Origin of the sequence: Aeromonas sp. FDAARGOS 1406 (assembly GCF_019048565.1) — a bacterium.
Lineage (GTDB): Bacteria > Pseudomonadota > Gammaproteobacteria > Enterobacterales > Aeromonadaceae > Aeromonas > Aeromonas caviae.
Window position 1 is genome coordinate 4,613,274 of record NZ_CP077378.1, and the last position, 23,705, is coordinate 4,636,978.

Consider the following 23,705-nt stretch of genomic DNA (forward strand, 5'->3'; position numbering starts at 1 on the left):
GTCTGGTGACACGGGGTGCGCCGCTACTCCACCAGGCTCATGCCGGGGATCTGGCGCCAGTAACCGTTGCAGTCCCGCTCCTGCAGCAAGGGCAGGGGGGCCATCCCCTGTTCGTTGGCCTTGAAGCACTCCAGCATCGTCAGGGTCTCCATGCCTTCGGGCGAGAGGCGCACTACATCCACCAGCCCCTCCATCCCCTTGAGCTCGTTACCCAGGTTGTAGCAGTAACCGGACTGGGTCTGGATGCCGTTGAGGTTGAACACCTTCTGCCCTTCGCGACTGCTGGCAAGTCGCCCGGTGGGGTAGTGGATGCAGGCCAGTTCGCAGTTGTCCTTGGGCCGGTCGAGGGAGCGGGCGGTGAAGCAGCGTGCCGAGTAGGCGAGCGGCAGATGACCATAGGCGAACACCTCCACCTCGAACTGCTGGCGCTCCCTGCCCAGATCCTGATTGAGCTGCATCAGCCAGTCGCGGGAGAGCTCCACCGGCATCACCCAGCGCTGCATCCCCTGTTTAAGCAGCATGCGCAGCACGTCGGCGTTGTAGGCGTTGATGGCGGGGCCGCAGACGAACGGCAGCCCGGCTTCACTGGCGAGCTGGACGGCCCCCAGATCGTTGGCCTCGATCATCAGCTCGCCGTTGTCGACCAGCCGCTTGACCTCCTTGAGCTCGGAGGGAGCTGAGATCAGCGCCAGCGTGGAGAGTACCGCCTGCTTGCCGGAGCCCGCCACCTGACGGGCGAGGGCAATCCAGTCATCCACTTTCAGTTCGCGCCGCTTGCTGCAGACGGTTTCCCCCAGATAGACGATGTCGGCCTGGCTGGCGGTGGCCGCCTGATAGAAGGCCTGGGTGTCGGCCTTGGGCCAGTAGAAGAGCAGGGGGCCGAGAGAGAATTTCATGAACAGGGCTCCTTATTGCCACTGGCGATGATAGGCACCGAGGGTGGTCTGGCTCCCCTCGGAGACGCGGGCGAGCTGGGCATCCCACTCAGCCTTGACCTGATAGGCCTCGGGGTTGGCCTGATAGACGTCGATGGCGGCGCGCCAGACCCGGGTCACCTGCTCCACATAGGCGGGGCTGCGCTGGCGCCCCTCGATCTTGACTGACTGGATGCCGGTCAGGAACAGCTCGGGCAGGAGGCCGAGGGTGTTGAGGCTGGTGGGCTCCTCCAGAGCGTGATAGGTCTGGCCATCCACCTCGAAGCGCCCCTTGCACAGGGTCGGGTAGCCGGCGTTTTCCCCCGGGCCGTAACGATCGATCAGCACCTCGTTGAGGCGGGATTCGAGGCCGCTCGGTGTCTCCTCCCAGCGCACGAACTTGGCCGGTGAACAGGCACCGACGGTGTTGGGGCTCTCGCCGGTCATGTAGGAGGAGAGGTAGCAGCGCCCCTCCGCCATGATGCAGAGGCTGCCGAAGGCGAACACCTCGAGGCCGACGTCGGTCTCGCGGGCAAGCTGCCTGACCTGATGCATGGAGAGCACCCGCGGCAGCACCACCCGGCCGACGTTGAAGTGCTGTTGGTAGAAGCGGATGGCGGCGGCGTTGGTGGCGCTGGCCTGGACCGAGACATGCAGCTCCATGTCGGGATGGCGGCGGCTGGCATAATCGAGCACGGCGAGATCGGCGATGATCAGGGCATCAGCACCGAGCGCCACCCCTTTGTCCACGGCCTGCTTCCAACGGGCATCGGAGCCCGGGTGGGCAAAGGTATTGATGGCGATGTGCAGCTTGCGGCCATGCTGGTGCACATAGTCAACCGCTCTTTCCAGCTTGCTGTCGGTGAAGTTGAGCCCGGCGAAATGGCGGGCGTTGGTGTCATCCTTGAAGCCGATGTAGACCGCATCGGCCCCGTTATCCACGGCTGTCTTCAGTGCCGGCAGGCTGCCTGCCGGGCAGAGTAATTCCATCGGTACGCTCCGAGAGGGCAAAAATGCAAAGTGGCCCGATTGTATGCATGCTTGCGCCCCCGCTTTTTGACCTGAGGCAGCTTTAGGTGGCTTTACCCTTCTTGAGGTAAGTGGGCACAAGTTTGATTTTCAACAGGATCTTGCCGAAGGGGCTGTGCTTGAATGCGCAAAAAACTGGGAGTTTATCGTGTTTCAACATCTGCAACGTCGCCTGGTTGAACAGGCACCCCGTCTCTTGCGCCACCCCCTCAAGCTGGTGCCCTTCCCTTTGCAACAAAACCTGATGGAGGCCCTGCTGGGCAGGGTATTCCGGGAGGCCATCGAAGAGGGGGAATTTGCGTTTCTTGCGGGCAAGTGGCTGAAAGTGGAAGTCAGCGATCTGGGGTTATGCTGGTTTATCAGCGAGCAGGAGGGCAAATTGGTAGTGGCGAGGGAGTGTGAGCACGCCGATGTCTGTTTCAGCGGCAATAGCCAGGATCTTGTTCTGATCGCCGGGCGCCGTGAAGACCCGGATTCCCTCTTCTTCCAGCGCCGGCTGAAGATAGAGGGGGATACAGAGCTGGGCCTGGAGGTGAAAAATCTGATGGACAGCCTGGATCTGGACGGGCTGGGATTGATGAAATACCCCCTGATGGATCTGGCGACCTTTATCGAGCGGGCCCGCGAGACGCACGTGCCCACTGCCGCGACAATGGGCTGAGCCGTTTTCTTGCCCGAGTGCTGCGGAACAGGTGAACTTGAGCCGCAGTACCCCACTGTCAGCGTGACCACGCAGGGTGGGGATGTATCATCTGCCTGTTTGTGCAGAAATGCCTGGTCGGAAGCGGTGCCAAAATAGCGATTGGTTATGTTACAATTGCGCGCCATTTTTGACTGAAGATTGACTGGGCATGTTGGATCAGATTCGTATCGTGTTGGTAAACACCTCTCACACCGGCAACATGGGATCCGCGGCGCGGGCCATTAAGACCATGGGGCTGACTCAACTGGTGCTGGTCGATCCCCAGGCCCAGCCGGATGAGGAGGCCGTCGCCCTGGCGGCGGGGGCGAGCGATATCCTGGCTCGCGCCCGAATCGTGCCGACCCTGGATGAAGCCATTGCCGACTGTGGTCTGGTCATCGGCACCAGTGCCCGTTCCCGGACCTTGAGCTGGCCCATGCTGGATCCCCGTGAAGCGGGCGAGAAGCTGGTTGCCGAGGGCATGGAGCACCCGGTCGCGCTGGTGTTTGGCCGTGAACGCACCGGCCTCACCAATGACGAACTGCAAAAATGCCACTTCCATGTGGCCATTCCCGCCAATCCAGAATACAGCTCCCTCAATCTGGCCATGGCAGTGCAGACCCTTTGTTACGAGGTGCGGATGCGCTGGCTGGAAGTACAGAACCAGGAGCCGGAGGATGAGCGGGTCGAGTACCCCAGCGCCCAGCAACTGGAAGGGTTTTATCAGCATCTGGAGCAGACGTTGCAAAAGACGGGATTCATTGCCGATGACCACCCAGGCCATGTGATGAGCAAACTGCGTCGTCTATTCAATCGGGCCAGACCCGAAGCGGTGGAGTTGAACATCTTGCGGGGCATTCTCACCTCTGTCCAGAAGTCCAGGGCACAAGATTAATCCCGACTGATTTACTCAAGCATATACTTGACTGATTTAGTCGGGTATGTGACCATATGCCACATATTGATTGGTTCGCAAGACGGTAAGGCATATGAGACTGACCTCAAAAGGACGTTACGCGGTGACAGCCATGCTCGACGTGGCGTTGCATGCAGAGCAGGGGCCCGTGCCCCTGGCTGATATTTCAGAGCGCCAGGGCATCTCCTTGTCCTATCTGGAACAACTGTTTGCTCGTCTGCGCAAACATGGTCTGGTGAGCAGCGTACGTGGCCCCGGTGGCGGTTATCGCCTCGGTCTGGCCCCTGGCGAGATCTCGGTCGGTCAGGTGATCACTGCGGTCGATGAATCGGTCGATGCGACCAAGTGCCTCGGCAAAGGGGGCTGCCACGGTGGTACCCAGTGCCTGACCCACTCCTTGTGGCGGGATCTGAGCGAACGCATCTCCAGTTTCCTGGGGGATATCACCCTGGCCGAGCTGGTTGGTCAGGCCGATGTGCGCCGTATCGCCGGCAAGCAAGATGAACAAATGAAGACCGTGTTGTCCCTGGTTGATCGGGCCGAACGCGGTGATGTGAGCTTGAAAGTCCAACTATAAACGTGCTTTCCACGACGAGTCGCTGTGTGACCCCGTCGTAACGGAGAAAAAGATGAAACTGCCTATTTACCTTGATTATTCGGCAACCTGTCCGGTGGACCCGCGTGTCGCAGAAAAAATGATGCAGTGCCTCACCATGGACGGCCTGTTCGGCAACCCAGCCTCCCGTTCCCACCGTTTCGGCTGGCAGGCCGAAGAGGCGGTGGATCTGGCCCGTAATCAAGTGGCAGAGCTGATCGGCGCGGATCCGCGCGAGATCGTCTTTACCTCCGGTGCGACCGAGTCCAACAACCTGGCCATCAAGGGCATTGCCCATTTCTACGCCGGCAAGGGCAAGCACATCGTCACCTCCAAGACCGAGCACAAAGCTGTGCTGGATACCTGCCGCCAACTGGAGCGTGAAGGCTATGAGGTGACCTACCTCGAGCCCATGCCCAACGGCCTGTTCACTCTTGAGCAGATCGAAGGCGCCCTGCGTGATGACACCATCCTGGTCAGCATCATGCACGCCAATAACGAGATCGGGGTGGTGCAAGACATCGCTGCCATCGGCGAGCTGTGCCGTTCCCGCAAGATCCTGCTGCACGTGGACGCCGTCCAGAGCGTGGGCAAGATCCCGGTCGACGTGGAAGCGCTCAAGGTTGATCTGCTCTCCATGTCCGCCCACAAGGTATACGGCCCGAAAGGCATTGGCGCCCTGTATGTGCGCCGCAAGCCCCGTGTTCGTCTGGAAGCCCAGATGCACGGCGGTGGCCACGAGCGCGGCATGCGCTCCGGTACCCTGGCAACCCACCAGATCGTCGGTATGGGGGAAGCCTTCCGCATCGCCAAGGAAGAGATGGCGAGCGAGAGCCAGCACATCATGGCCCTGCGCCAGCGTCTGTGGGATGGCATCAAGAACATCGAAGAAGTCTATATCAACGGGGATCTGGATCAGCGTGTACCGGGTAACCTGAACGTCAGCTTCGCCTATGTGGAAGGGGAATCCCTCATCATGGCACTGAAGGATCTGGCGGTCTCTTCCGGTTCTGCCTGTACCTCGGCCAGCCTGGAACCTTCCTACGTGCTGCGCGCCCTGGGTCTGAACGACGAGCTGGCACACAGCTCCATCCGTTTCAGCATCGGTCGCTTCACCACCGAAGAAGAGATCGACTACGCAATCAAGCTCATCTGCGACTCCATCGGTCGTCTGCGCGAGATGTCCCCCCTGTGGGAGATGTTCAAGGATGGCGTCGATCTGAACACGGTCGAATGGGCACATCACTGATCCTTGCCAGCATGGCAAGGGTCTGGTGAACAACGGAATTAGCAGGAGTTAGATATGGCTTACAGTGAAAAAGTAATCGACCACTACGAGAATCCCCGCAACGTCGGTGGTTTTGACAAGAACGATCCCAGCGTCGCCACCGGCATGGTCGGTGCACCGGCCTGTGGTGACGTCATGAAGCTGCAACTGAAGATCAGCGACGATGGCATCATTGAAGATGCCAAGTTCAAGACCTACGGCTGTGGTTCCGCCATCGCCTCCAGCTCCCTGGTGACCGAGTGGGTCAAGGGCAAGACCCTGGACGAAGCGGCCGGTATCAAGAACACCGACATCGCCGAAGAGCTGGCGCTGCCGCCGGTGAAGATCCACTGCTCCATTCTGGCGGAGGATGCCATCAAGGCGGCCATCGCCGATTACAAGCAGAAGAAAGGTCTTTAAGGTCCGGAGAGCAGTATGGCCATAACCATGACAGATGCCGCAGCGGCGCGGGTTTCCTCCTTCATGATCAACCGGGGCAAGGGCATCGGCCTGCGCCTCGGCGTCAAGACGACCGGCTGTTCTGGCCTTGCCTATGTGCTCGAGTTCGTGGATGAGCTGGCTGCCGAGGATCAGGTGTTCGAGCAGAAAGGCGTCAAGATCATCGTGGATGCCAAGAGCCTGATCCACCTGGATGGCACCGAGCTGGACTTCGTGAAGGAAGGCCTCAACGAGGGCTTCCAGTTCAACAACCCGAATGCCAAGGGCGAATGTGGTTGTGGCGAAAGCTTCAGCGTGTAAGTGGTTCGATTGACCGATCGCCCATGTTTGCAACGCCTCGCAGCCACAAGGGTGAGCCCTGTTGCGGCGAGTCTCTTGTGATCAACACCTTGCTCATCAACACAGTGGTGTGGACGCCAGTCCATGCCACTGCTCTCAAGTTCAAGACGAGTGTGGTTGCACTCCCAGCGCTATTGTCTGAGGACGAAGGATGAATCATTTCGAGCTGTTCGGGCTGGCTGAGGGCTTCGAGCTCGATACTCGCCAACTGGCTGACACCTATCGTCAGCTGCAGACCCAGTTCCATCCCGATCGTTTTGCGACTGCCCCCGAGCGGGAGCAGCTTGCTGCCGTGCAGCGTGCTGCCCAGATCAACGATGCGTTTACCACCCTCAAGACCCCCTTGCGCCGAGCCGAGTACCTGCTCTCCTTGCGGGGCACCGATATTCGCGGCGAGCAGCAGACACTGCAAGATCCTGCCTTTCTGATGCAACAGCTGGAGTGGCGAGAGCGGCTGGCTGATCTCAAGGGCGACGCCGACCCTGAGGAGGCCATCAAGGATTTTCGCCAGGAGATCAGGCATGATCACCAGGCGTTGATGCAACGGCTGACCGACTCTCTCACCAGGGGTGAGGATCTGCAGGCGGCGGATTGCGTTCGCAAGCTCAAATTTGTCGACAAGCTCCTCGAGGAGCTGGAACGATTCGAAGACTCGCTGTTCGAGTCTTGACCCTCTAACGCAGGAATTGTGATTACCCATGGCATTACTGCAAATTGCCGAGCCAGGCCAGAGCGCCGCGCCTCACCAGCATAAACGTGCCGTCGGCATCGATCTTGGCACTACCAACTCCCTGGTCGCCGCCGTGCGCAGCGGCCAGGCCGACACCCTCTGTGACGAGCAGGGGCGTGATCTGCTGCCTTCCGTGGTCCATTACCAGGCCGATACCATCCGGGTTGGCTTCGATGCCAAGCGTGAGGCGGCCCTCGATCCCCACAACACCATCGTCTCGGTCAAGCGGATGATGGGCAAGGCGCTGGCCGATATCGATACCCGTCAGCAGCCTTACGAGTTCGTGGCTACCGAGACGGGCATGCCCCAGTTGCAGACCCGCCAGGGGCTGGTCAACCCGGTGCAGGTCTCGGCCGAGATCCTGAAAAAACTGGCCGAGCGCGGTGCCGCGTCCCTCGGGGGAGACCTCGACGGCGTGGTCATCACGGTGCCCGCCTATTTTGACGATGCCCAGCGTCAGGGCACCAAGGACGCGGCCAGACTGGCCGGTCTGCATGTACTGCGGTTGCTCAACGAACCCACGGCGGCGGCCATCGCCTATGGCCTCGACTCCGGCCAGGAAGGGGTGATCGCCATCTATGACCTGGGTGGCGGAACCTTCGATATCTCCATCCTGCGCCTGCATCGCGGGGTGTTTGAGGTGATGGCCACCGGTGGCGACTCGGCACTCGGTGGTGACGATTTTGACCATCTGCTGGCGGACTGGCTCAAAGAGCAAGCCGGGTTGTCCGGTCAGCTCGATGCCCGTACCCAGCGCGAGTTGCTGGATGCGGCGGCCAGCATCAAGCACGGCCTCACCGATGCCGATGCCGTTGCCTGCACCTTTGCCGGCTGGCAGGGTACCGTCACCCGCAGCCAGTTTGACGAGCTGATCCAGCCCCTGGTCAAGCGCACCCTGCAGGCCTGTCGGCGCGCCCTGCGCGATGCGGGTCTCGAGCAGGAAGAGGTGCTGGAAGTGGTGATGGTCGGTGGCTCGACCCGGGTGCCGCTGGTGCGCGAGCGGGTGGGCGAGTTCTTCGGCCGCACCCCCTTGACCAGCATCGACCCTGACAAGGTGGTGGCCATTGGTGCCGCCATCCAGGCCGACATCCTGGTGGGCAACAAGCCCGACGCCGAGATGCTGCTGCTGGACGTCATCCCGCTTTCCCTGGGTCTGGAGACCATGGGCGGCCTCGCCGAGAAGGTGATCCCGCGCAATACCACCATTCCGGTGGCCCGCGCCCAGGAGTTCACCACCTTCAAGGATGGCCAGACTGCAATGGCCATCCACGTGGTGCAGGGGGAGCGCGAGCTGGTGGCGGATTGCCGCTCCCTGGCCCGCTTCACCCTGACCGGCATTCCGCCCATGGCGGCGGGGGCGGCCCACATTCGCGTTACCTTCCAGGTGGATGCGGACGGTCTGCTGTCGGTCAGCGCCATGGAGAAATCCTCCGGCGTGCAGGCCGAGATCCAGGTCAAGCCCTCCTACGGGCTGGGGGAAGATGACATCCTCAACATGCTGAGCGCTTCCATCGCCAATGCCCAGCAGGACATGGACGCCCGCATGCTGGCGGAGCAGCAGGTCGAGGCCGACCGGGTGGTCGAGAGCCTCAACGCCGCCCTGACCGCCGATGGCGAGGCTTTATTGAGCCCCGCCGAGCGGGCCGAGCTGGATGCCGCCATCGCCCATCTGCTGACCATGCGCAGCACGGGCACCACCAACCAGATCAAAGAGGCCATCGAGGCGGCGGACGCTGCCAGTGGCGAATTTGCAGCCCGCCGGATGGATGCCTCCATCCGCAAGGTGCTGACCGGACAAAACGTCAACAAGGTGTGATATGCCAAAACTGATTATTCTGCCCCATCCCGAGCTCTGTCCGGACGGCGCAGCCCTCGAAGGTGCGACCGGTGAAACCATTCTGGATATCGCGCTGCGCAATGGCATCGAGATCGAGCACGCTTGCGAGAAGTCCTGTGCTTGTACTACCTGCCATTGCGTGGTGCGGGAAGGGTTCGACTCCCTCGAGCCGAGCGACGAGCTGGAAGACGACATGCTGGACAAGGCGTGGGGGCTGGAGCCGGAATCCCGTCTCAGCTGCCAGGCCAGACTGGCGGACGAGGATCTGGTGGTGGAACTGCCCAAGTACACCCTGAATCTGGCGTCCGAGCGCCACTGATGACCCCTTAATTACACATGAGTGAATTGCGCGTGCAGCATCTCATGGTGCAGTAATGATATGGTGAAGGCCGTGACCCTTGAGGGAGCGGCCTTTTTTGTGCCCGTGATTTCCCTATTCGTTGATGAAAGTGCCAATAAAAAGGAAGCAAGAGAACATGGCTGACATGATGAACGTAAGGTTGTCGTCCCAGGCTGCCGCCGCCCAGTGGGGCGAGGGTGCCCTGCTCAGTTTCAACGGGGACGAGGCCCATCTCCATCTGGCCGCTGGCCAGGAGAAGGAGGCGCTGCGCGCCATCCAGCGCGGTGCCAGACGCCTCGAGTCGAGCGGCATCAAGCGCATCAAGCTGGTGGGCGAGGGGTGGAATGGGGAGCGTCGTTACGCCTTTGCCCAGGGCTTCTATGCCGCCAAGGGGGTTCGCGAGCTCGATTTTGGTGAACAGAGCGAGCAGGAAGCGGCCGAACTCGCCGCCTTGCTCAAAGCGACCCACTGGGTGCGCGAGGTGACCAACGGCTGCCCGGAAGCCATCTACCCCATGAGCCTGGCGGAGTCCGCTCTGCTGCTCATTCGCAGCCTCGGCGGTGACAAGGTGACCGCCCGCATCACCGCTGGCGAGGCCTTGCGTGAATCGGGTCATATCGGGATCTGGTCGGTGGGCCGTGGCAGTGAGCGCGAGCCCGTGCTGCTGGAGCTCGACTACAACCCTACCGGGGATGCCAACGCCCCCGTGGTCGCGGCGCTGGTGGGCAAGGGGATCACCTTCGATTCCGGCGGCTACTCCATGAAGTCCTCCGACAACATGCTGCCGATGAAGTCCGATATGGGCGGCGCCGCCATGGTGACCGGCGCCCTGGCGCTGGCCATCAGCCGTGGCCTGAACAAGCGGGTCAAGCTCATCCTCTGCTGCGCCGAGAACCTGGTCTCCGGCCACGCCTTCAAGCTCGGCGACATCCTCACTTATCGCAACGGCATCTCGGTCGAGATCCAGAATACCGACGCGGAAGGTCGCCTGGTGCTGGCAGACGGCCTGCTGGCCGCCAGCGAAAGCGGGGCTGCCTACATCCTCGACGCTGCCACCCTGACCGGCGCCGCCAAGACAGCGCTGGGCCGCGACTACAATGCCGTGTTTGCCCTCGATGAGGCGGAGCAGGTGCGCGCGCTGGCTGCCGCCAACGCCGAAAACGAGAAGGCCTGGCCGCTGCCGCTCGAACCCTGGCACGCAGGCCAGCTCACCTCGGCCTTTGCCGAGCTGGGCAATGTGGCGTCCGCAGAAGGTACTGCCGGCGCCACCACGGCAGCGGCGTTCCTGTCGCGCTTCGTCCGTGACGAAGGCAAGGGCTGGGTGCACTTGGACCTGGCCGCTTCCTATCAGAAGTCGGGCAATGAGCTCTGGGCGACCGGGGCCAAGGGCCATGGTCTTCGCACGATTGCCCGCTGGTTGCAGGAGGTGTGCGCATGAACGTCTGGTTGAGCCGAGAGTTTGCACCGGCCGAGTGGGGGGAGGGGGCACTGCTCTCCCACCGTGCCGACGGCATGGTGATCCATCTGGTGAGCGCCACTCCCTTGCTGGATATCCAGCAGGCGGCGCGGCGCCTGTGTAGCCAGGGGATCCAGCAGGTGGTCCTGGCTGGCCACTGGGAGCGGGAGCAGCAGTGGGCCTTTGCCCAGGGGCTGCAGACGCCCAAGGCGGAAGTGGGATTGCAGTGGGCCACTTCGTCCGAGGAGGACAGGGAGGAGCTGGAGGCGCGCTGGCTGTGCGGGCGCTGGGTGCGGGAGATGACCAACGCCACCCCGGAGCAGTTGGGGCCGCTGGAGCTGGCGGTCGAAGCCGCCGCCTTCCTCACCGAGCTGGCACCGGACCGGATCAGCCATCGCATCCTCAAGGGAGAGGCGCTGCAACAGGCGGGCTGGGTCGGTCTCTATCAGGTGGGTCGTGGCAGTGACCGCGAGCCCGTGATGCTGGAGCTGGATTTCAATCCGGGTAAGGATCCCAAGGCGCCGGTAGCGGCCGCCCTGGTGGGCAAGGGGATCACCTTCGATTCCGGCGGCTACTCCATGAAGACCTCCCAGGGCATGCTGACCATGAAACACGACATGGGCGGTGCCGCCATCGTCACCGGCGCGCTGGCGCTGGCCATTCTGCGTGGCCTCGACAAGCGGGTGAAGCTCATCCTCTGCTGCGCCGAGAACCTGGTATCCGGGCATGCCTACAAGCTGGGTGACATCCTCACCTACAAGAACGGCACCACGGTGGAGGTGGTCAATACCGACGCCGAAGGGCGTCTGATCCTGGCCGACGGCTTGCAACTGGCCGGCGAGTCTGGTGCGCCGCTCATCATCGACGCCGCCACCCTCACCGGGGCGGCCGTAATGGCGCTGGGAGGGCGTTACAACGCCCTGTTTGGACTGGACAAGGGGCTGGTGAGCCGCGCCATGGCCTATTCGGATGCGGAGCAGGAGCCTGCATGGCCGCTCCCGCTGGAGCCCTGGCATCGCCAGCAGTGCCCGTCCCACTATGCCGACACCGCCAACAGCCGCCCCGTGCCGGGCGGCGGACCGGGGGGCGCCTCCAACGCGGCGGGCTTCCTCTCCCGCTTTGTCCCTGATGAGGGAAGAGGCTGGCTGCATGTCGATCTCGCCGCCTGTTTCAGCGAGAACGGCGACAGTCTGTGGGCGCCCGGGGCCAATACCCTGGGGATGCGCACCATCGCCCATACCCTGATGGCGGAGACGCGCTGAGTCAGTGAACGGCATCACAAGGGCACCTCAGGGTGCCCTTTCCAGTGCTGCTTTGCTGAGCAATTGATACGGTTTTGAGGCATTAGCATGCCGATCGTGCGCAAGCGCACATTTTTTCTCTCTGCCCTGGCACAAGATGAGTCACCATGTTGTTTCAAGGATTCTTTTGTTTAACAAAAAGTTGATTTTTTGTGTGTTATTTCGTTTTTTGTTTACGTATAATCGCCGCCGAACATGGATTCCTACAATAAAACTCTGTAGTTAAGGAAAGAACTCAATGGCTATCGAACGTACCTTCTCCATCGTCAAGCCGGATGCGGTCAGCAAGAACCTGATTGGTGCCATTTACAGCCGCTTCGAAAGCGCCGGTCTGAAAGTGGTTGCTGCCAAGATGCTGCACCTGACCAGCGAACAGGCCGCCGGTTTCTACGCCGAGCACCAGGGCAAGCCGTTTTATGATGGTCTGGTCGGCTTCATGACCTCTGGCCCCGTCATGGTACAGGTGCTGGAAGGTGAAGACGCCATCCGCCGTCACCGTGAAATCATGGGCGCTACCAACCCGAAAGAGGCACTGGCCGGCACCCTGCGCGCCTGCTACGCCGAGAGCATCGATCGCAACGCCGTCCACGGCTCCGATGCCCCGGCCTCTGCCGCCCGTGAAATCGCCTACTTCTTCTCCGACGACGAGATCTGCCCGCGCGGCTGATGTTGTCTGCTGGTGACCAAGGGAGCTTCGGCTCCCTTTTGTTTTTTGGTCATCCGGCCAATATCCACTTATTCTCCAGGTGGAAAGCCAGACCCATTATTTGTACAATGCCGCCCCCTGACGTAGGTCAGCCGATAATTTATGAAGTGTGTGAGCTGAGGCCCCTGATGAGCGAAACAAAAACCAACCTGCTGGATCTCGACCGGGATGCCATGCGTGCCTTCTTCGTCGAGTTGGGCGAGAAGCCGTTCCGGGCAGACCAGATAATGAAGTGGATCTATCACTTCGGTTGTGATGATTTCGATCAGATGAGCAACGTCAACAAGGCGCTGCGCGAGCGGCTCAAGGCCATTGCCGAGATCCGTGCCCCCGAGATCAGCCGTGAACAGCGCTCCGCCGATGGCACCATCAAATGGGCGCTGCAGGTGGGCGATCAGGAGGTGGAGACCGTCTACATTCCGGAAGCGGACCGCGCTACCCTGTGCGTCTCCTCCCAGGTGGGCTGCGCCCTGGCCTGTACCTTCTGCTCCACCGCCCAGCAAGGGTTCAACCGCAACCTGAAAGTCTCCGAGATCATCGGCCAGGTGTGGCGTGCCGCCAAAGTGGTGGGCGGCAAGCGCCCCATCACCAACGTGGTGATGATGGGCATGGGTGAGCCGCTGCTCAACCTCGCCAACGTGGTACCGGCCATGAAACTGATGATGGATGACTTCGGCTTCAGCATCTCCAAGCGCCGCGTCACTCTCTCCACCTCCGGTGTGGTGCCGGCGCTGGATATGCTGGGGGACCAGATCGACGTTGCCCTGGCCATCTCCCTGCATGCGCCGAACGATGCGCTTCGCTCCGAGATCATGCCGATCAACGACAAGTACAACATCGAGTCCTTCCTTGCCGGGGTACGCCGCTATCTGGCCAAGTCCAACGCCAACGGCGGCCGGGTGACCGTGGAGTATGTGCTGCTCGATCACATCAACGACGACATGCAGCATGCCCATGAGCTGGCCAAGGTCCTCAAGGAAACCCCTTGCAAGATCAACCTGATCCCGTTCAACCCCTTCCCGGGCAACCCGTTTGGCAAGCCGAGCAACAGCCGTATCGACCGTTTCTCCAAGGTGTTGATGGAATACGGCCTGACCGTCATCGTACGCAAGACCCGTGGTGACGACATCGACGCCGCCTGTGGGCAGCTGGTGGGGGAGGTGATCGACCGCACCAAGCGCACCATGAAAAATCGGATGCAACAGGATGGGATTTCCGTCAAAATGGTTTAACTCCTAAGCCATTGTATAGACAGGAAATGGATATCCGTACATTGATCGTAGTGGCAGCGCTCTGTGCGCTGCCAGGCTGTGTCACAGAGACCACTTACGCTGGCCAGAATTCGACCCAGCGTGAAGTGGGTCCCGACCTCAAGGCCGCCGCCCAGACTCGTCTCGATCTGGGTATCCAGTATCTGCGCCAGGGCAATGCCGAGCAGGCCAAATTCAACCTCGACCGCGCCCTTCAGTACGATCCCAACAATCCTCAGGTCTACATCGGTTTTGCCTATTTCTACCAGCAGGTGTCGGATTTCAAGGCCGCCGAGGCGAGCTACAAGAAAGCGCTGGCCATGGATCCGTCCAATGCTGACGCGATGAACAACTATGGCGCCTTCCTCTGCAACCGTGGCCGCTTCGACGAAGCGGAAAAGGCGTTCTTGCAGGCCGTCAGCCAGCCCGATTACGTGAAGATCGCCGATACCTACGAGAATGCGGCGCTCTGCTCGATGCAAAATCACAGAAATGACAAGGCTGGCGAGTATTATCGTCTGGCCTTGGGGTATAATCCCCGCAATCCTAGGTTATTGCTGGACATGGCCGAGCTTTCCATGAAAGATGGCAAGCTTCCTGATGTCCAGTCTTACCTCGCGCGCTTTGCCGACGTGGCAGAGGAGAACGAGGAGAGCCTCTGGCTCCGGCTGCGGCTGGCCCAGGCCATGGACAAACCGGCATTACTTCACCAATTCGGGACTGAGCTGGTAAGGCAATATCCCACTTCGCAACAAGCCAAGCGTTACTTAGCCAATGACTACTGAACAGCCACACGATTTCCAAGACGACTCCCAGGCAGCGGGCCCAGGCCAGCTGCTGCGCAACGCCCGTGAACAGCTCGGCTGGACCCGGGAACAGGTTGCGTCCCGCATTCACCTTCGTCTGACCCTGATCGCCGCCATCGAAGCGGATACCTATGACAAGCACACGTCCCATACCTTCATTCGTGGCTATCTGCGGGCCTATGCCAAGCTCGTGGGCATTCCCGAGGAGACCATCCTCGCCGCCTACGAGAAGCTGGGACTGACTCCCCCCGACAACATCGACATGCAGAGCTTCTCCCGTCGCTCCCGCCAGCAGGCCAATGACAGCCGGCTCAAGGTGGTGACCTGGCTGGTGATCCTGGTGCTGATCGGGCTCTCCGTCGCCTGGTGGTGGCAGAGCACGGCGCGCCGCTCCGCCGGTGACGACGCCCTGGCGGCGACCGAGATGAGCGCGACCGTCAATACGCCGGAAGCGAATGTTGCCCCCGCCGTGGAGGTCGCCGAGCCCGTGCTGCCCGCAGCGTCCGATGCCGTGTCCACCCAGGTTGTGGTGAGCGGTGCCACCGCGACCCTGCCTGTGGTCGCTACGGATGCCAGCGCAGCCGTCCCGACGAACGTTTCCGGTGCGGTCTCGACTGCCGAGAGCACGACCACCGAGCCCGCCAAGGCGCCCCAGCTCAAGATGAGCTTCACCGCCGATTGCTGGCTGGACGTCAAGGATGCCAACGGCAAGACCCTGTTCAGCGGTCTGAAGAAGGCGAACGACGAACTGGTACTGGAAGGACCCGAGCCACTCAGATTCATCATTGGCGCGCCCATGGCGGTCAATCTCGAATATCAGGGCAAGTCCTTCGACATGAGCCGTTACAACAACGGCCGGACTGCCCGCTTCTCACTGCCGCAGGAGTAATCAGTCCGCCATGTCTGTTCACGAAAAGTCCGCACACGAATCTCCCATCGTTCGTCGCAAATCCAGGCAGATCATGGTCGGCAACGTGCCGGTTGGGGGCGATGCCCCCATCACGGTACAGACCATGACCAACACCAAGACCACGGACGTGGCCGCTACCGTCGAGCAGATCCAGCGGATCGAGCGGGTCGGCGCCGACATCGTCCGGGTCTCCGTCCCCACCATGGAGGCGGCGGAAGCGTTCAAGCTCATCAAGCAGCAGACCCGCATCCCCATCGTCGCCGATATCCACTTCGACTACCGCATCGCCCTCAAAGTGGCCGAGTACGGGGCCGACTGCCTGCGCATCAACCCGGGCAACATCGGCAACGAAGAGCGGGTGCGTGCGGTGGTGGATTGCGCCCGTCACTACAACATCCCCATCCGCATCGGCGTCAACGGCGGTTCCCTTGAGCGTGATCTCCAAGAGAAATACGGCGAGCCGACCCCGGAGGCGCTGCTGGAGTCCGCCATGCGCCACGTGGATTACCTGGATCGCCTCAACTTTGAGAACTTCAAGGTGAGCGTCAAGGCGTCCGATGTCTTCCTGGCGGTCGGTGCCTATCGCCTGCTGGCCAAGCAGATTGATCAGCCTCTGCATCTGGGCATCACGGAAGCGGGCGGTTTTCGCGCCGGCGCGGTCAAGTCCGCCATTGGCCTTGGCATGTTGCTGAGCGAAGGGATTGGCGACACCCTGCGTATCTCTCTGGCCGCCGATCCGGTGGAGGAGGTGAAGGTGGGCTTCGACATCCTCAAATCACTGCGTATCCGTTCCCGCGGCATCAACTTCATCGCCTGTCCCTCCTGCTCCCGTCAGGAGTTCGACGTCATCGGCACGGTCAACGCCCTGGAAGAGCGGCTCGAAGACATCATCACCCCGATGGATGTCTCCATCATCGGCTGTGTGGTGAACGGTCCGGGGGAGGCGCTGGTCTCCGATCTCGGCCTTGCGGGCGCCGCCAACAAGAGTGCCTTCTACGAGGGGGGCCAGCGGGTCGACCGGCTCGACAACAAGGATTTGATCCCGACCCTGGAGCGTCGCATCCGTGCCCGGGCTGCCATGCTGGATCCGGCCAACCAGATCCAGGTGGACAAAGGTTGAACGATGACGGGGCCACCTGGGGTGGCCCCGGCTTTAGGTTGTTGATTTTACATCCCGCATCCGGGCACCCGATTTTACCTCGGGGTCGAAAATCCCTATAATGCGGCCAAATTTTACCTCTTTTTCTCGAGTATCAACGTGGCAAAACAGATCCAAGCTATTCGCGGTATGAATGATTGCCTGCCGGAGCAGAGCCCGGTATGGCAGAAAGTAGAACAGATCCTGCGCCAGGTCGTGGCCAGCTATGGCTACAGCGAAGTGCGCATGCCCATCGTCGAGCAGACCCATCTGTTCAAGCGTGCCATCGGTGAAGTGACCGACGTGGTCGAAAAAGAGATGTACACCTTTGAAGACCGCAACGGCGACAGCCTGAGCCTGCGTCCGGAAGGGACCGCCAGTTGCGTGCGTGCCGGCATCGAACACGGTCTGCTTTACAACCAGGAACGCCGGATGTGGTACATGGGCCCCATGTTCCGCCACGAGCGTCCCCAGAAAGGCCGTTATCGCCAGTTCCACCAGTTCGGGGTCGAGCTGTTCGGTATCAACGGGCCGGACATCGATGCCGAGCTCATCATGCTGACTCACCGCCTGTGGCGTCTGTTCGGCATCAGCGATCACGTGACCCTGCAGCTCAATACCCTCGGCCAGAGCAGCGAACGTGCCGCCTATCGCGATGCCCTGGTCGCCTATCTGGAACAGTACAAGAGCGAGCTGGACGAAGAGAGCCAGCGCCGTATGTACAGCAACCCCCTGCGGGTGCTCGATTCCAAGGACGAAAAAGTGCAGGCCATCCTGGCGGGTGCCCCCCGTCTGTTCGACCACCTGGGCGAAGAGAGCCTGGCTCACTTCGAAGGGCTCAAGCGCCTGCTCACGGCGGCTGGCATCCAGTTCGAGGTGAACGAGCGTCTGGTGCGCGGCCTCGACTACTACAACCTGACCGTGTTTGAGTGGGTGACCAACAGCCTGGGGGCCCAGGGCACCGTCTGTGCCGGTGGTCGCTACGACGGCCTGGTGGAGCAGCTCGGTGGCCAGCCGACCCCGGCGGTGGGCTTTGCCATGGGCATGGAGCGTCTGGTGCTGATGCTTGAAACCCTCGAGCTCAATGCTGACATCCGCCCGGCGGTGGATGTCTATCTCTGCATGGTGGGTGAGGGGACCGAGCAGGCTGGCTTCGCCCTGGCAGAGCGCCTGCGCGATGCTCTGCCGGACTTGCGCCTCATGAGCCACTGCGGCGGCGGCAACTTCAAGAAACAACTCAAGCGTGCCGACAAGAGCGGCGCGGCCATTGCCCTGATCCTTGGGGAGACCGAGGTGCAAAGCGGGGAGATCACCATCAAATATCTGCGTGGCCAGGCCGAGCAACAGACCGTCTCGGTCGATGCCGCCATCGCCCTGCTGGCAGCGAAAGGAGAGTAAGCTGTGGAAGTGTATACCACTGAAGAACAACAGGTTGAGGTCATCAAGAACTGGTGGAAAGAGAACGGCACCTCGGTGATCGCCGGGACCGTGATCGGTCTGGTCGGCCTCTTTGGCTGGCGCTACTACAACGAGATGCAGCAGAACAACCAGGAAGCCGCCTCCCAGGCTTACAACGAGATGACCGCCCAGCTCGCCAAGGGGGACGACGCCGCCCTGGAGCAGGCAAAGAGCTTCATTACCGCTCACAAGGGGGACGCCTATGCCGAGCTGGCCGCTCTGCAACTGGCTGCGGCCGCCGTCAAGGCGGGCAAGCTGGATCTGGCTGCCGAGCAGCTGACCCTGGTGGCCGCCAGTGGCGATGACAGCATCAAGCCCATCGCGGCCCTGCGTCTGGCACGGGTCCTGAGCGATCAGGGCAAGGCTGACGAGGCCCTGGCCCAGCTTGGCAAGATCAACAACGACGCCTTCAAGGCCCAGGTGGCGGAAGTGCGCGGCGACATCCTGCAAAAGCAGGGCAAGGCCGAAGAAGCGCGTGATGCCTATCAGGCAGCGGCGGATGCAGGTGGCCTGCAGAGCAGCGCCGAACTCAAGCTGAAGATGGATGATCTGGCGCTGCCAGCCGTCACTGCGGGCGAGGCTCCGGATGCGTAATCTGTACAAGCGAATGGCGCTGGGGGTGGCTGTCTCCTTCGCCTTGCAGGGCTGCTCCCTGTTCAGTTCGGAAGAGGATCTCAACCCCATGGCGCCCCTGCCCAAGGTCGAGTCCGCGTTCACTGCCGATACCGCCTGGTCCTCCTCGGTCGGGGATGGCATCGGCAACTTCTACTCCCAGCTCAAGCCGGTGGTGGAAGAGGACCGCATCTATGCAGCGGCCCGTGATGGCGATGTGACCGCCTTCGAGCGCGAGAGCGGCAAGGAGCTGTGGAGCGTGGATCTGGCAGATCTGCCCATCAACGCCGACAAGCGCAGCGCCCGTCTCTCCGGTGGCCTGGTCTCCCGCTACGGCAAGCTGTTCCTCGGGTCCGAAAACGGGGTGGTCTACGCCCTGAACGAGGCCAACGGCGAAGTGCTGTGGCAGACCACGGTTCCTGGGGAAGTGGTGGCGAGCCCCGCCGTCGAGGATGGCCGCGTGGTGGTGCTGACCACCTCCGGCCGTCTGGTGGCGCTCGATACCGACGAGGGCAAGCTGCAGTGGACCCTGTCCGAAGAGCAGCCGCCCCTGACCCTGCGCAGTGCCGGCGCCCCCATCATCACCAACGGTGCCGTCATCTATGGCCGCGCCGATGGCAAGGTGGGCATCGCCCTGCTGAGCAACGGCCAGCCGGTGCGTCAATCCAAGGTGGCTGACCCGCGCGGCGCCACCGAACTGGATCGGATGGTGGACGTCGATGCCAGCCCGCTGATTGCCGGTGATGAGCTCTACGCCATCGCCTACAACGGCCAGTTGATGGCGCGCAAGCTGATGAGCGGCGACGAAGTGTGGAAACGCAAGTATTCCGGTTATCGCGACATGGTGGTGACCGGCAATGCCATCGTGCTGACCGACAGCCGCAGCCATCTGTTTGCGGTCGATCGTCGCAACGGTCTCGAGCTGTGGTCCAACACCCAGCTGGAAAACCGCACCGTGACCGCCCCCGTCATCCTGGGTGACTATGTGGTGGTCGGCGATGTGGAAGGTTACCTGTATTGGCTGGACCGTACCGACGGGACCATCAAGGCCATGCAGCAGCTCGACAGCAGTGGTCTCTATGCCGCTCCGCTGGTGGAGGGTGACACACTGTATGTGCAGAGCCGTGACGGCAAGTTGTACGCCCTCAAGCGTCCTTGATCGTCCGATAATGTGAATATCCGGCTCCTGGTCTTCGGACCCGGAGCCTTTGTCGTCTTGAGAATGAGGCTTTTATGACTCCTGTAGTTGCCCTGGTGGGCCGCCCCAACGTGGGGAAATCCACCCTGTTTAACCGCCTGACCCGTACCCGGGATGCCCTGGTTGCCGACTTCCCCGGCCTGACCCGGGACCGCAAATATGGCCAGGCGAAGCTGGGCGAGCTGGAATTTATCGTGGTCGATACCGGCGGTATCGATGGCACCGAGGAGGGGATCGAGCTGAAGATGGCCGAGCAGTCCCTGCTGGCCATCGAAGAGGCCGATGTGGTGCTCTTCATGGTGGATGCCCGTGCCGGTCTCACCGCGGCGGATCAGGCCATCGCCGAGCACCTGCGCAAGACCCACAAGAAGGTGTTTCTGGTGGCCAACAAGACCGACGGCATCGACGGTGACTCCGCGGTGTCCGAGTTCTACGGTCTGGCCCTGGGCGAGGTCTACCAGATGGCGGCCGTCCACGGCCGTGGTGTACTGAGCCTGCTGGAGCTGGCCCTGGCCCCCCACCTCGAGACCCTGGTCGGCTCTGCCACCGAGGCACAAGAGGAAGAGGAGCTGGAGGAGTTCGACGAAGAGGCCCTGCTGCGCATGGTGGCTGCCGGTGAGCTCGACACCCGGGAAGACACCAAGGAGACGCCGTTCGCCGACCTGCCCATCAAATTTGCTATCGTCGGTCGTCCCAACGTCGGCAAGTCGACCCTGACCAACCGCATGCTGGGTGAAGATCGGGTCATCGTCTACGACATGCCGGGTACCACCCGCGACTCCGTCTACATCCCCATGGAGCGCGACGATCAGAAATACGTGGTCATCGACACCGCCGGCGTGCGTCGCCGTGGCAAGGTGCACGAGACGGTGGAGAAGTTCTCCGTCATCAAGACGCTCAAGGCGATTGAAGATGCCAACGTCTGCCTGCTGGTCATTGACGCCCGGGAGACCATCACGGATCAGGACTTGAGCATCCTCGGCTTCGTGCTCAACAGCGGCCGCTCCGTGGTACTGGTGGTCAACAAGTGGGACGGCCTGGATCAGAAGGTGAAAGAGGACGTCAAGAGCGAGCTGGACAGACGCCTGGGCTTCATCGACTTCGCCCGGGTGCACTTCATCTCCGCCCTGCACGGCAGCGGCGTCGGTCACCTGTTCGAATCCATCAACGAGGCTTACGAGTCCGCGACTCGCCGCACCAGCACCGCCATGCTGACCCGCATCATGCAGATGGCCCAGGAAGATCACCAGCCGCCCATGGTGAATGGTCGCCGGGTCAAGCTGAAGTATGCCCACGCCGGTGGCTACAACCCGCCGCGCATCGTGATCCACGGCAACCAGTTGAACGACCTGCCTGACTCCTACAAGCGCTACCTCATCAACTACTTCCGCAAGTCGTTGAAGATCATGGGGACCCCGATCCGGGTGGAGTTCCAGGAGTCGGTCAACCCGTTCGAGGGCAAGAAGAACACCCTGACCCTGAGCCAGGAACGCCAGCGCAAGCGCCTGCTCAAGGCCAAAGCGAAGAAATAAAGCCCTGCGGCTGCCCTTCCCGGCAGCCGTTTTTCTTGGTGGCCCTCCTCAGGGCAGACAAACCGGGAGAGGGGCTGCGAGTGACGCCGGTGCACAGTGACGTAAAGAGGAGTCGAGAAGAGAATGAACACGCTGACCTGCCCTGCCTGTCAGGGCGAACTGGACAGCCGCAGCCGAGAGACGACGTGTGGCCAATGTCAGGCCCGTTATCGCATCCGGACCCTGTGTCCTGCCTGCGGGCAGGAGCTGGAGCGGCTTCGGGCTTGCGGCGCGGTGGATTATTTTTGCAACCACTGCAACACCCTGGTCTCCAAGCGCACCGTTCTGTTTGAAGCGCAGCCTGACAAGGCATAAAAAAACCCGGCTGATGCCGGGTTTATACTGTGTGCTCCGCTATCAGCAGCGTGAAGGAGCGGTTTCTGTGCCAGATCTTGCGTTTCATGTCGGCTAGCTTGAGCTTGCGTCTCGGGCTCCAGGCACATTTGGTTTTTCGGGCCAACATGGCTCTTCTGCGTGCTCGCATCCTGTTCTCCTCCCTGGTCTTGCGTGGGGCCGAAGGGCCCTTGGCAGGAACTGCAACGCAATGAATACATTGCAATAAGTTCGCTCCAGCGCCCCTCGTATACCCAAGGATGGTAACAGAGAACAGGGCAGGAAAACACACCCCCGGCGAGGCTAGGGGGTGATGATCTGTTTGACCACTTCGGCGATGATGGCCGGACGCTGTGCCGGCACGTCCGGCTCGCTGCTGTCGTCCTCGTCCAGCTCCTCGCGACGATGGGCCTTCTGCTGTTCGTTGTCGAGCCAGAGCAGGCTCTGGTAGTACTGGCGCACGTTGTTGACATAGTTGCGCGCCTCGCCGCCACGGGCATAGCCATAGCGCACCTTGCGATGCCAGCGTGACTGCTGCAACAGGGGCAGCACCTCTTTCACGTCGCTCCAGGCGTCCGGGTTCTTGCCCAGCTCCTTGGTCAGGCGGCGGGCATCCATCATGTGGCCGTAGCCGATGTTGTAGGCGGTGAGGGCAAACCACACTTTCTCGTCCGCCGGGACCGAGTCGGGCACCTTCGCCATCATCTCCTGCAGGTAGCGGGCGCCCCCCTTGATGCTCTCTTCCGGGTGGGTGCGATCGTTTACCCCCATCGCCTTGGCGGTCGGGCCGGTGAGCATCATCATGCCGCGCACCCCGGTGTAGGAGCGAGCCTGGGGATCCCAGTGGGATTCCTGATAGCTGATGGCGGCCAGCAGCCGCCAGTCGATATCCTTGGCGTGGGTCTGGAACAGCGCCTGGTACTTGGGCAGCAGGCTCTTGGCCCGTTGCAAGAAGGTTCGGGTGTCGACGAAGTCGAAGTTCTGTACGTGGCCGAAGTACTTCTCGTCGAGCTTGGCGATGGCGCCATCCATGAAGCGCTGACCGAAGAAGTCGATGATGCTGGCGTAGAGGCTGTCGTCGGGCAGCTTGGTCATGGCCCAGGCCACGGTCTGCTTGCTGGCGAGGGTCAAGCCTTCGGTGAGTTCGGGGTAGTAGCGCTGGGTACGGGCCAGTATGGTGTCCTGCACCACGGTGTAGTCCACCTTGCCGTCGGCGACCTGCTTGAGCAGCTCCTCCACGTCCGCATCCCGATTGGTGCTCCACTTCAGGTTGGGGTACTGCTTGGCCAGCTCCTTCATCAGGTCCTCGCCGGTAGAGCCCGCCGGCACCACTATGTTGCCCTTGATGTCACCGAGGTTCTTGGGCCTGGAGGAGCCGTTGCGATAGACCAGCTTGGGGGAGACCTGGTAGAAGCCAGGGCCGAAGCGGAACAGCTTGCGCCGCTCCGGGGTCACGACGATGGCGGCGGCGGCGAGATCCAGCTTGCCCTTTTGCAGTTGCTCGACCAGCTCGGCGGTGCTGTAGGCCGGTACTATGGTCAGCTTGACCCCCAGCCAGTCGGCGTAAAGCTGCGCCAGCTCGTAGTCGAACCCCAGTGCGGTGTCGTCACGCTGGTAATAGGAAGTGGGGCCATAGAGGGTGCCAACCCGGATCTCGCCTCGCTGGCGGATCTGCTCCAGTTGGCTGGAGGGGTGATAGAAGTCGCAACCGGCCAGGGCCAGCGTCAACATCATCCCGATGAACAGTCGAAAAATGCAGCGCAAGTAGGTGAGTACCCTTGTTGAAAAAATCGGCATTTGTCAAAAAAGAGGCACCTTTATACCAGAGAGTATGAAGGGAGTCACACCGCGCGAGATG

Annotated in this window: 24 protein-coding genes; 21 read left to right on the forward strand and 3 right to left on the reverse strand. The window is 61.6% G+C overall.

Going from position 1 to position 23,705, the window contains the following annotated elements; all coding sequences use genetic code 11:
* Window positions 1-23: 23 nt before the first annotated feature.
* A complete protein-coding gene (locus I6L36_RS21635; RefSeq protein WP_109111999.1) occupies window positions 24-896 on the reverse strand; it encodes a U32 family peptidase in 873 nt (290 codons plus the stop codon).
* Between the two features lie 12 nt (window positions 897-908).
* Window positions 909-1,904, reverse strand: coding sequence for a peptidase U32 family protein (locus I6L36_RS21640; protein ID WP_109112000.1), 996 nt, complete (start codon window positions 1,902-1,904; stop codon window positions 909-911).
* A gap of 187 nt (window positions 1,905-2,091) precedes the next feature.
* Here I6L36_RS21640 and I6L36_RS21645 point away from each other — a divergent pair, with 187 nt between their 5' ends.
* The 21 genes from I6L36_RS21645 (at window position 2,092) to I6L36_RS21745 (ending at window position 21,829) form a co-directional block, all read left to right on the forward strand.
* Window positions 2,092-2,604 carry an SCP2 domain-containing protein gene (locus tag I6L36_RS21645; RefSeq protein WP_109112010.1) on the forward strand — a complete coding sequence of 171 codons (513 nt, stop codon included), beginning with the start codon at window positions 2,092-2,094 and terminating at the stop codon, window positions 2,602-2,604.
* A gap of 190 nt (window positions 2,605-2,794) precedes the next feature.
* A complete protein-coding gene (trmJ, locus tag I6L36_RS21650) occupies window positions 2,795-3,520 on the forward strand; it encodes a tRNA (cytosine(32)/uridine(32)-2'-O)-methyltransferase TrmJ (protein WP_109112001.1) in 726 nt (241 codons plus the stop codon).
* A 94-nt stretch (window positions 3,521-3,614) separates the two neighbouring features.
* Window positions 3,615-4,118 carry a Fe-S cluster assembly transcriptional regulator IscR gene (gene iscR / locus I6L36_RS21655; RefSeq protein WP_025327241.1) on the forward strand — a complete coding sequence of 168 codons (504 nt, stop codon included), beginning with the start codon at window positions 3,615-3,617 and terminating at the stop codon, window positions 4,116-4,118.
* A 52-nt stretch (window positions 4,119-4,170) separates the two neighbouring features.
* A complete protein-coding gene (locus I6L36_RS21660; protein ID WP_010675060.1) occupies window positions 4,171-5,385 on the forward strand; it encodes an IscS subfamily cysteine desulfurase in 1,215 nt (404 codons plus the stop codon).
* Window positions 5,386-5,439: 54 nt separating this feature from the next.
* Window positions 5,440-5,823 carry a Fe-S cluster assembly scaffold IscU gene (iscU, locus tag I6L36_RS21665; RefSeq protein ID WP_010675059.1) on the forward strand — a complete coding sequence of 128 codons (384 nt, stop codon included), beginning with the start codon at window positions 5,440-5,442 and terminating at the stop codon, window positions 5,821-5,823.
* A gap of 15 nt (window positions 5,824-5,838) precedes the next feature.
* Entirely contained in the window at window positions 5,839-6,162 is a 324-nt protein-coding gene (gene iscA, locus I6L36_RS21670; protein ID WP_010675058.1) for an iron-sulfur cluster assembly protein IscA, read from the forward strand.
* A 190-nt stretch (window positions 6,163-6,352) separates the two neighbouring features.
* Window positions 6,353-6,871, forward strand: coding sequence for a co-chaperone HscB (hscB, locus tag I6L36_RS21675; protein WP_109112002.1), 519 nt, complete (start codon window positions 6,353-6,355; stop codon window positions 6,869-6,871).
* 28 nt (window positions 6,872-6,899) lie between these two features.
* On the forward strand, window positions 6,900-8,747 hold the full coding sequence (gene hscA / locus I6L36_RS21680; protein ID WP_109112003.1) for a Fe-S protein assembly chaperone HscA: 1,848 nt from the start codon (window positions 6,900-6,902) through the stop codon (window positions 8,745-8,747).
* Window position 8,748: 1 nt separating this feature from the next.
* Window positions 8,749-9,087: an ISC system 2Fe-2S type ferredoxin gene (gene fdx / locus I6L36_RS21685; RefSeq protein WP_005299781.1), complete on the forward strand. Its 339-nt coding sequence runs from the start codon at window positions 8,749-8,751 to the stop codon at window positions 9,085-9,087.
* 157 nt (window positions 9,088-9,244) lie between these two features.
* Window positions 9,245-10,546 carry an aminopeptidase PepB gene (gene pepB, locus I6L36_RS21690; RefSeq protein WP_109112004.1) on the forward strand — a complete coding sequence of 434 codons (1,302 nt, stop codon included), beginning with the start codon at window positions 9,245-9,247 and terminating at the stop codon, window positions 10,544-10,546.
* Window positions 10,543-11,826 carry an aminopeptidase PepB gene (gene pepB / locus I6L36_RS21695; RefSeq protein ID WP_039038726.1) on the forward strand — a complete coding sequence of 428 codons (1,284 nt, stop codon included), beginning with the start codon at window positions 10,543-10,545 and terminating at the stop codon, window positions 11,824-11,826. The genes pepB (I6L36_RS21690) and pepB (I6L36_RS21695) overlap by 4 nt, the downstream gene beginning before the upstream one ends.
* A gap of 277 nt (window positions 11,827-12,103) precedes the next feature.
* A complete protein-coding gene (ndk, locus tag I6L36_RS21700) occupies window positions 12,104-12,532 on the forward strand; it encodes a nucleoside-diphosphate kinase (RefSeq protein WP_010675053.1) in 429 nt (142 codons plus the stop codon).
* Window positions 12,533-12,699: 167 nt separating this feature from the next.
* Window positions 12,700-13,803 carry a bifunctional tRNA (adenosine(37)-C2)-methyltransferase TrmG/ribosomal RNA large subunit methyltransferase RlmN gene (locus tag I6L36_RS21705; RefSeq protein ID WP_039038724.1) on the forward strand — a complete coding sequence of 368 codons (1,104 nt, stop codon included), beginning with the start codon at window positions 12,700-12,702 and terminating at the stop codon, window positions 13,801-13,803.
* A gap of 11 nt (window positions 13,804-13,814) precedes the next feature.
* The gene (gene tapF / locus I6L36_RS21710; RefSeq protein ID WP_080768047.1) at window positions 13,815-14,606 is read left to right on the forward strand and encodes a PilW family type IVa pilus biogenesis/stability lipoprotein TapF; all 792 of its coding nucleotides are present in this window, start codon (window positions 13,815-13,817) and stop codon (window positions 14,604-14,606) included.
* Window positions 14,596-15,516 (forward strand): RodZ domain-containing protein, encoded by a 921-nt coding sequence (locus tag I6L36_RS21715; protein ID WP_039038722.1) that lies wholly within the window; start codon window positions 14,596-14,598, stop codon window positions 15,514-15,516. Before tapF ends, I6L36_RS21715 begins: the two co-directional genes overlap by 11 nt.
* Window positions 15,517-15,526: 10 nt before the next feature.
* Window positions 15,527-16,657 (forward strand): flavodoxin-dependent (E)-4-hydroxy-3-methylbut-2-enyl-diphosphate synthase, encoded by a 1,131-nt coding sequence (ispG, locus tag I6L36_RS21720; protein ID WP_109112005.1) that lies wholly within the window; start codon window positions 15,527-15,529, stop codon window positions 16,655-16,657.
* A gap of 138 nt (window positions 16,658-16,795) precedes the next feature.
* Window positions 16,796-18,073, forward strand: coding sequence for a histidine--tRNA ligase (hisS, locus tag I6L36_RS21725; RefSeq protein WP_039038721.1), 1,278 nt, complete (start codon window positions 16,796-16,798; stop codon window positions 18,071-18,073).
* Window positions 18,074-18,076: 3 nt separating this feature from the next.
* Window positions 18,077-18,727 carry a tetratricopeptide repeat protein gene (locus I6L36_RS21730; RefSeq protein ID WP_042863977.1) on the forward strand — a complete coding sequence of 217 codons (651 nt, stop codon included), beginning with the start codon at window positions 18,077-18,079 and terminating at the stop codon, window positions 18,725-18,727.
* On the forward strand, window positions 18,720-19,904 hold the full coding sequence (gene bamB / locus I6L36_RS21735) for an outer membrane protein assembly factor BamB (protein ID WP_109112006.1): 1,185 nt from the start codon (window positions 18,720-18,722) through the stop codon (window positions 19,902-19,904). The genes I6L36_RS21730 and bamB overlap by 8 nt, the downstream gene beginning before the upstream one ends.
* Before the next feature lie 74 nt (window positions 19,905-19,978).
* Window positions 19,979-21,475 carry a ribosome biogenesis GTPase Der gene (der, locus tag I6L36_RS21740; protein WP_109112007.1) on the forward strand — a complete coding sequence of 499 codons (1,497 nt, stop codon included), beginning with the start codon at window positions 19,979-19,981 and terminating at the stop codon, window positions 21,473-21,475.
* A gap of 123 nt (window positions 21,476-21,598) precedes the next feature.
* A complete protein-coding gene (locus I6L36_RS21745; RefSeq protein WP_109112008.1) occupies window positions 21,599-21,829 on the forward strand; it encodes a zinc ribbon domain-containing protein in 231 nt (76 codons plus the stop codon).
* Window positions 21,830-22,150: 321 nt separating this feature from the next.
* Here the strand turns inward: I6L36_RS21745 and mltF are convergent, their stop codons facing one another.
* Window positions 22,151-23,644 (reverse strand): membrane-bound lytic murein transglycosylase MltF, encoded by a 1,494-nt coding sequence (mltF, locus tag I6L36_RS21750; protein ID WP_109112009.1) that lies wholly within the window; start codon window positions 23,642-23,644, stop codon window positions 22,151-22,153.
* Between the last annotated feature and the right edge of the window lie 61 nt (window positions 23,645-23,705).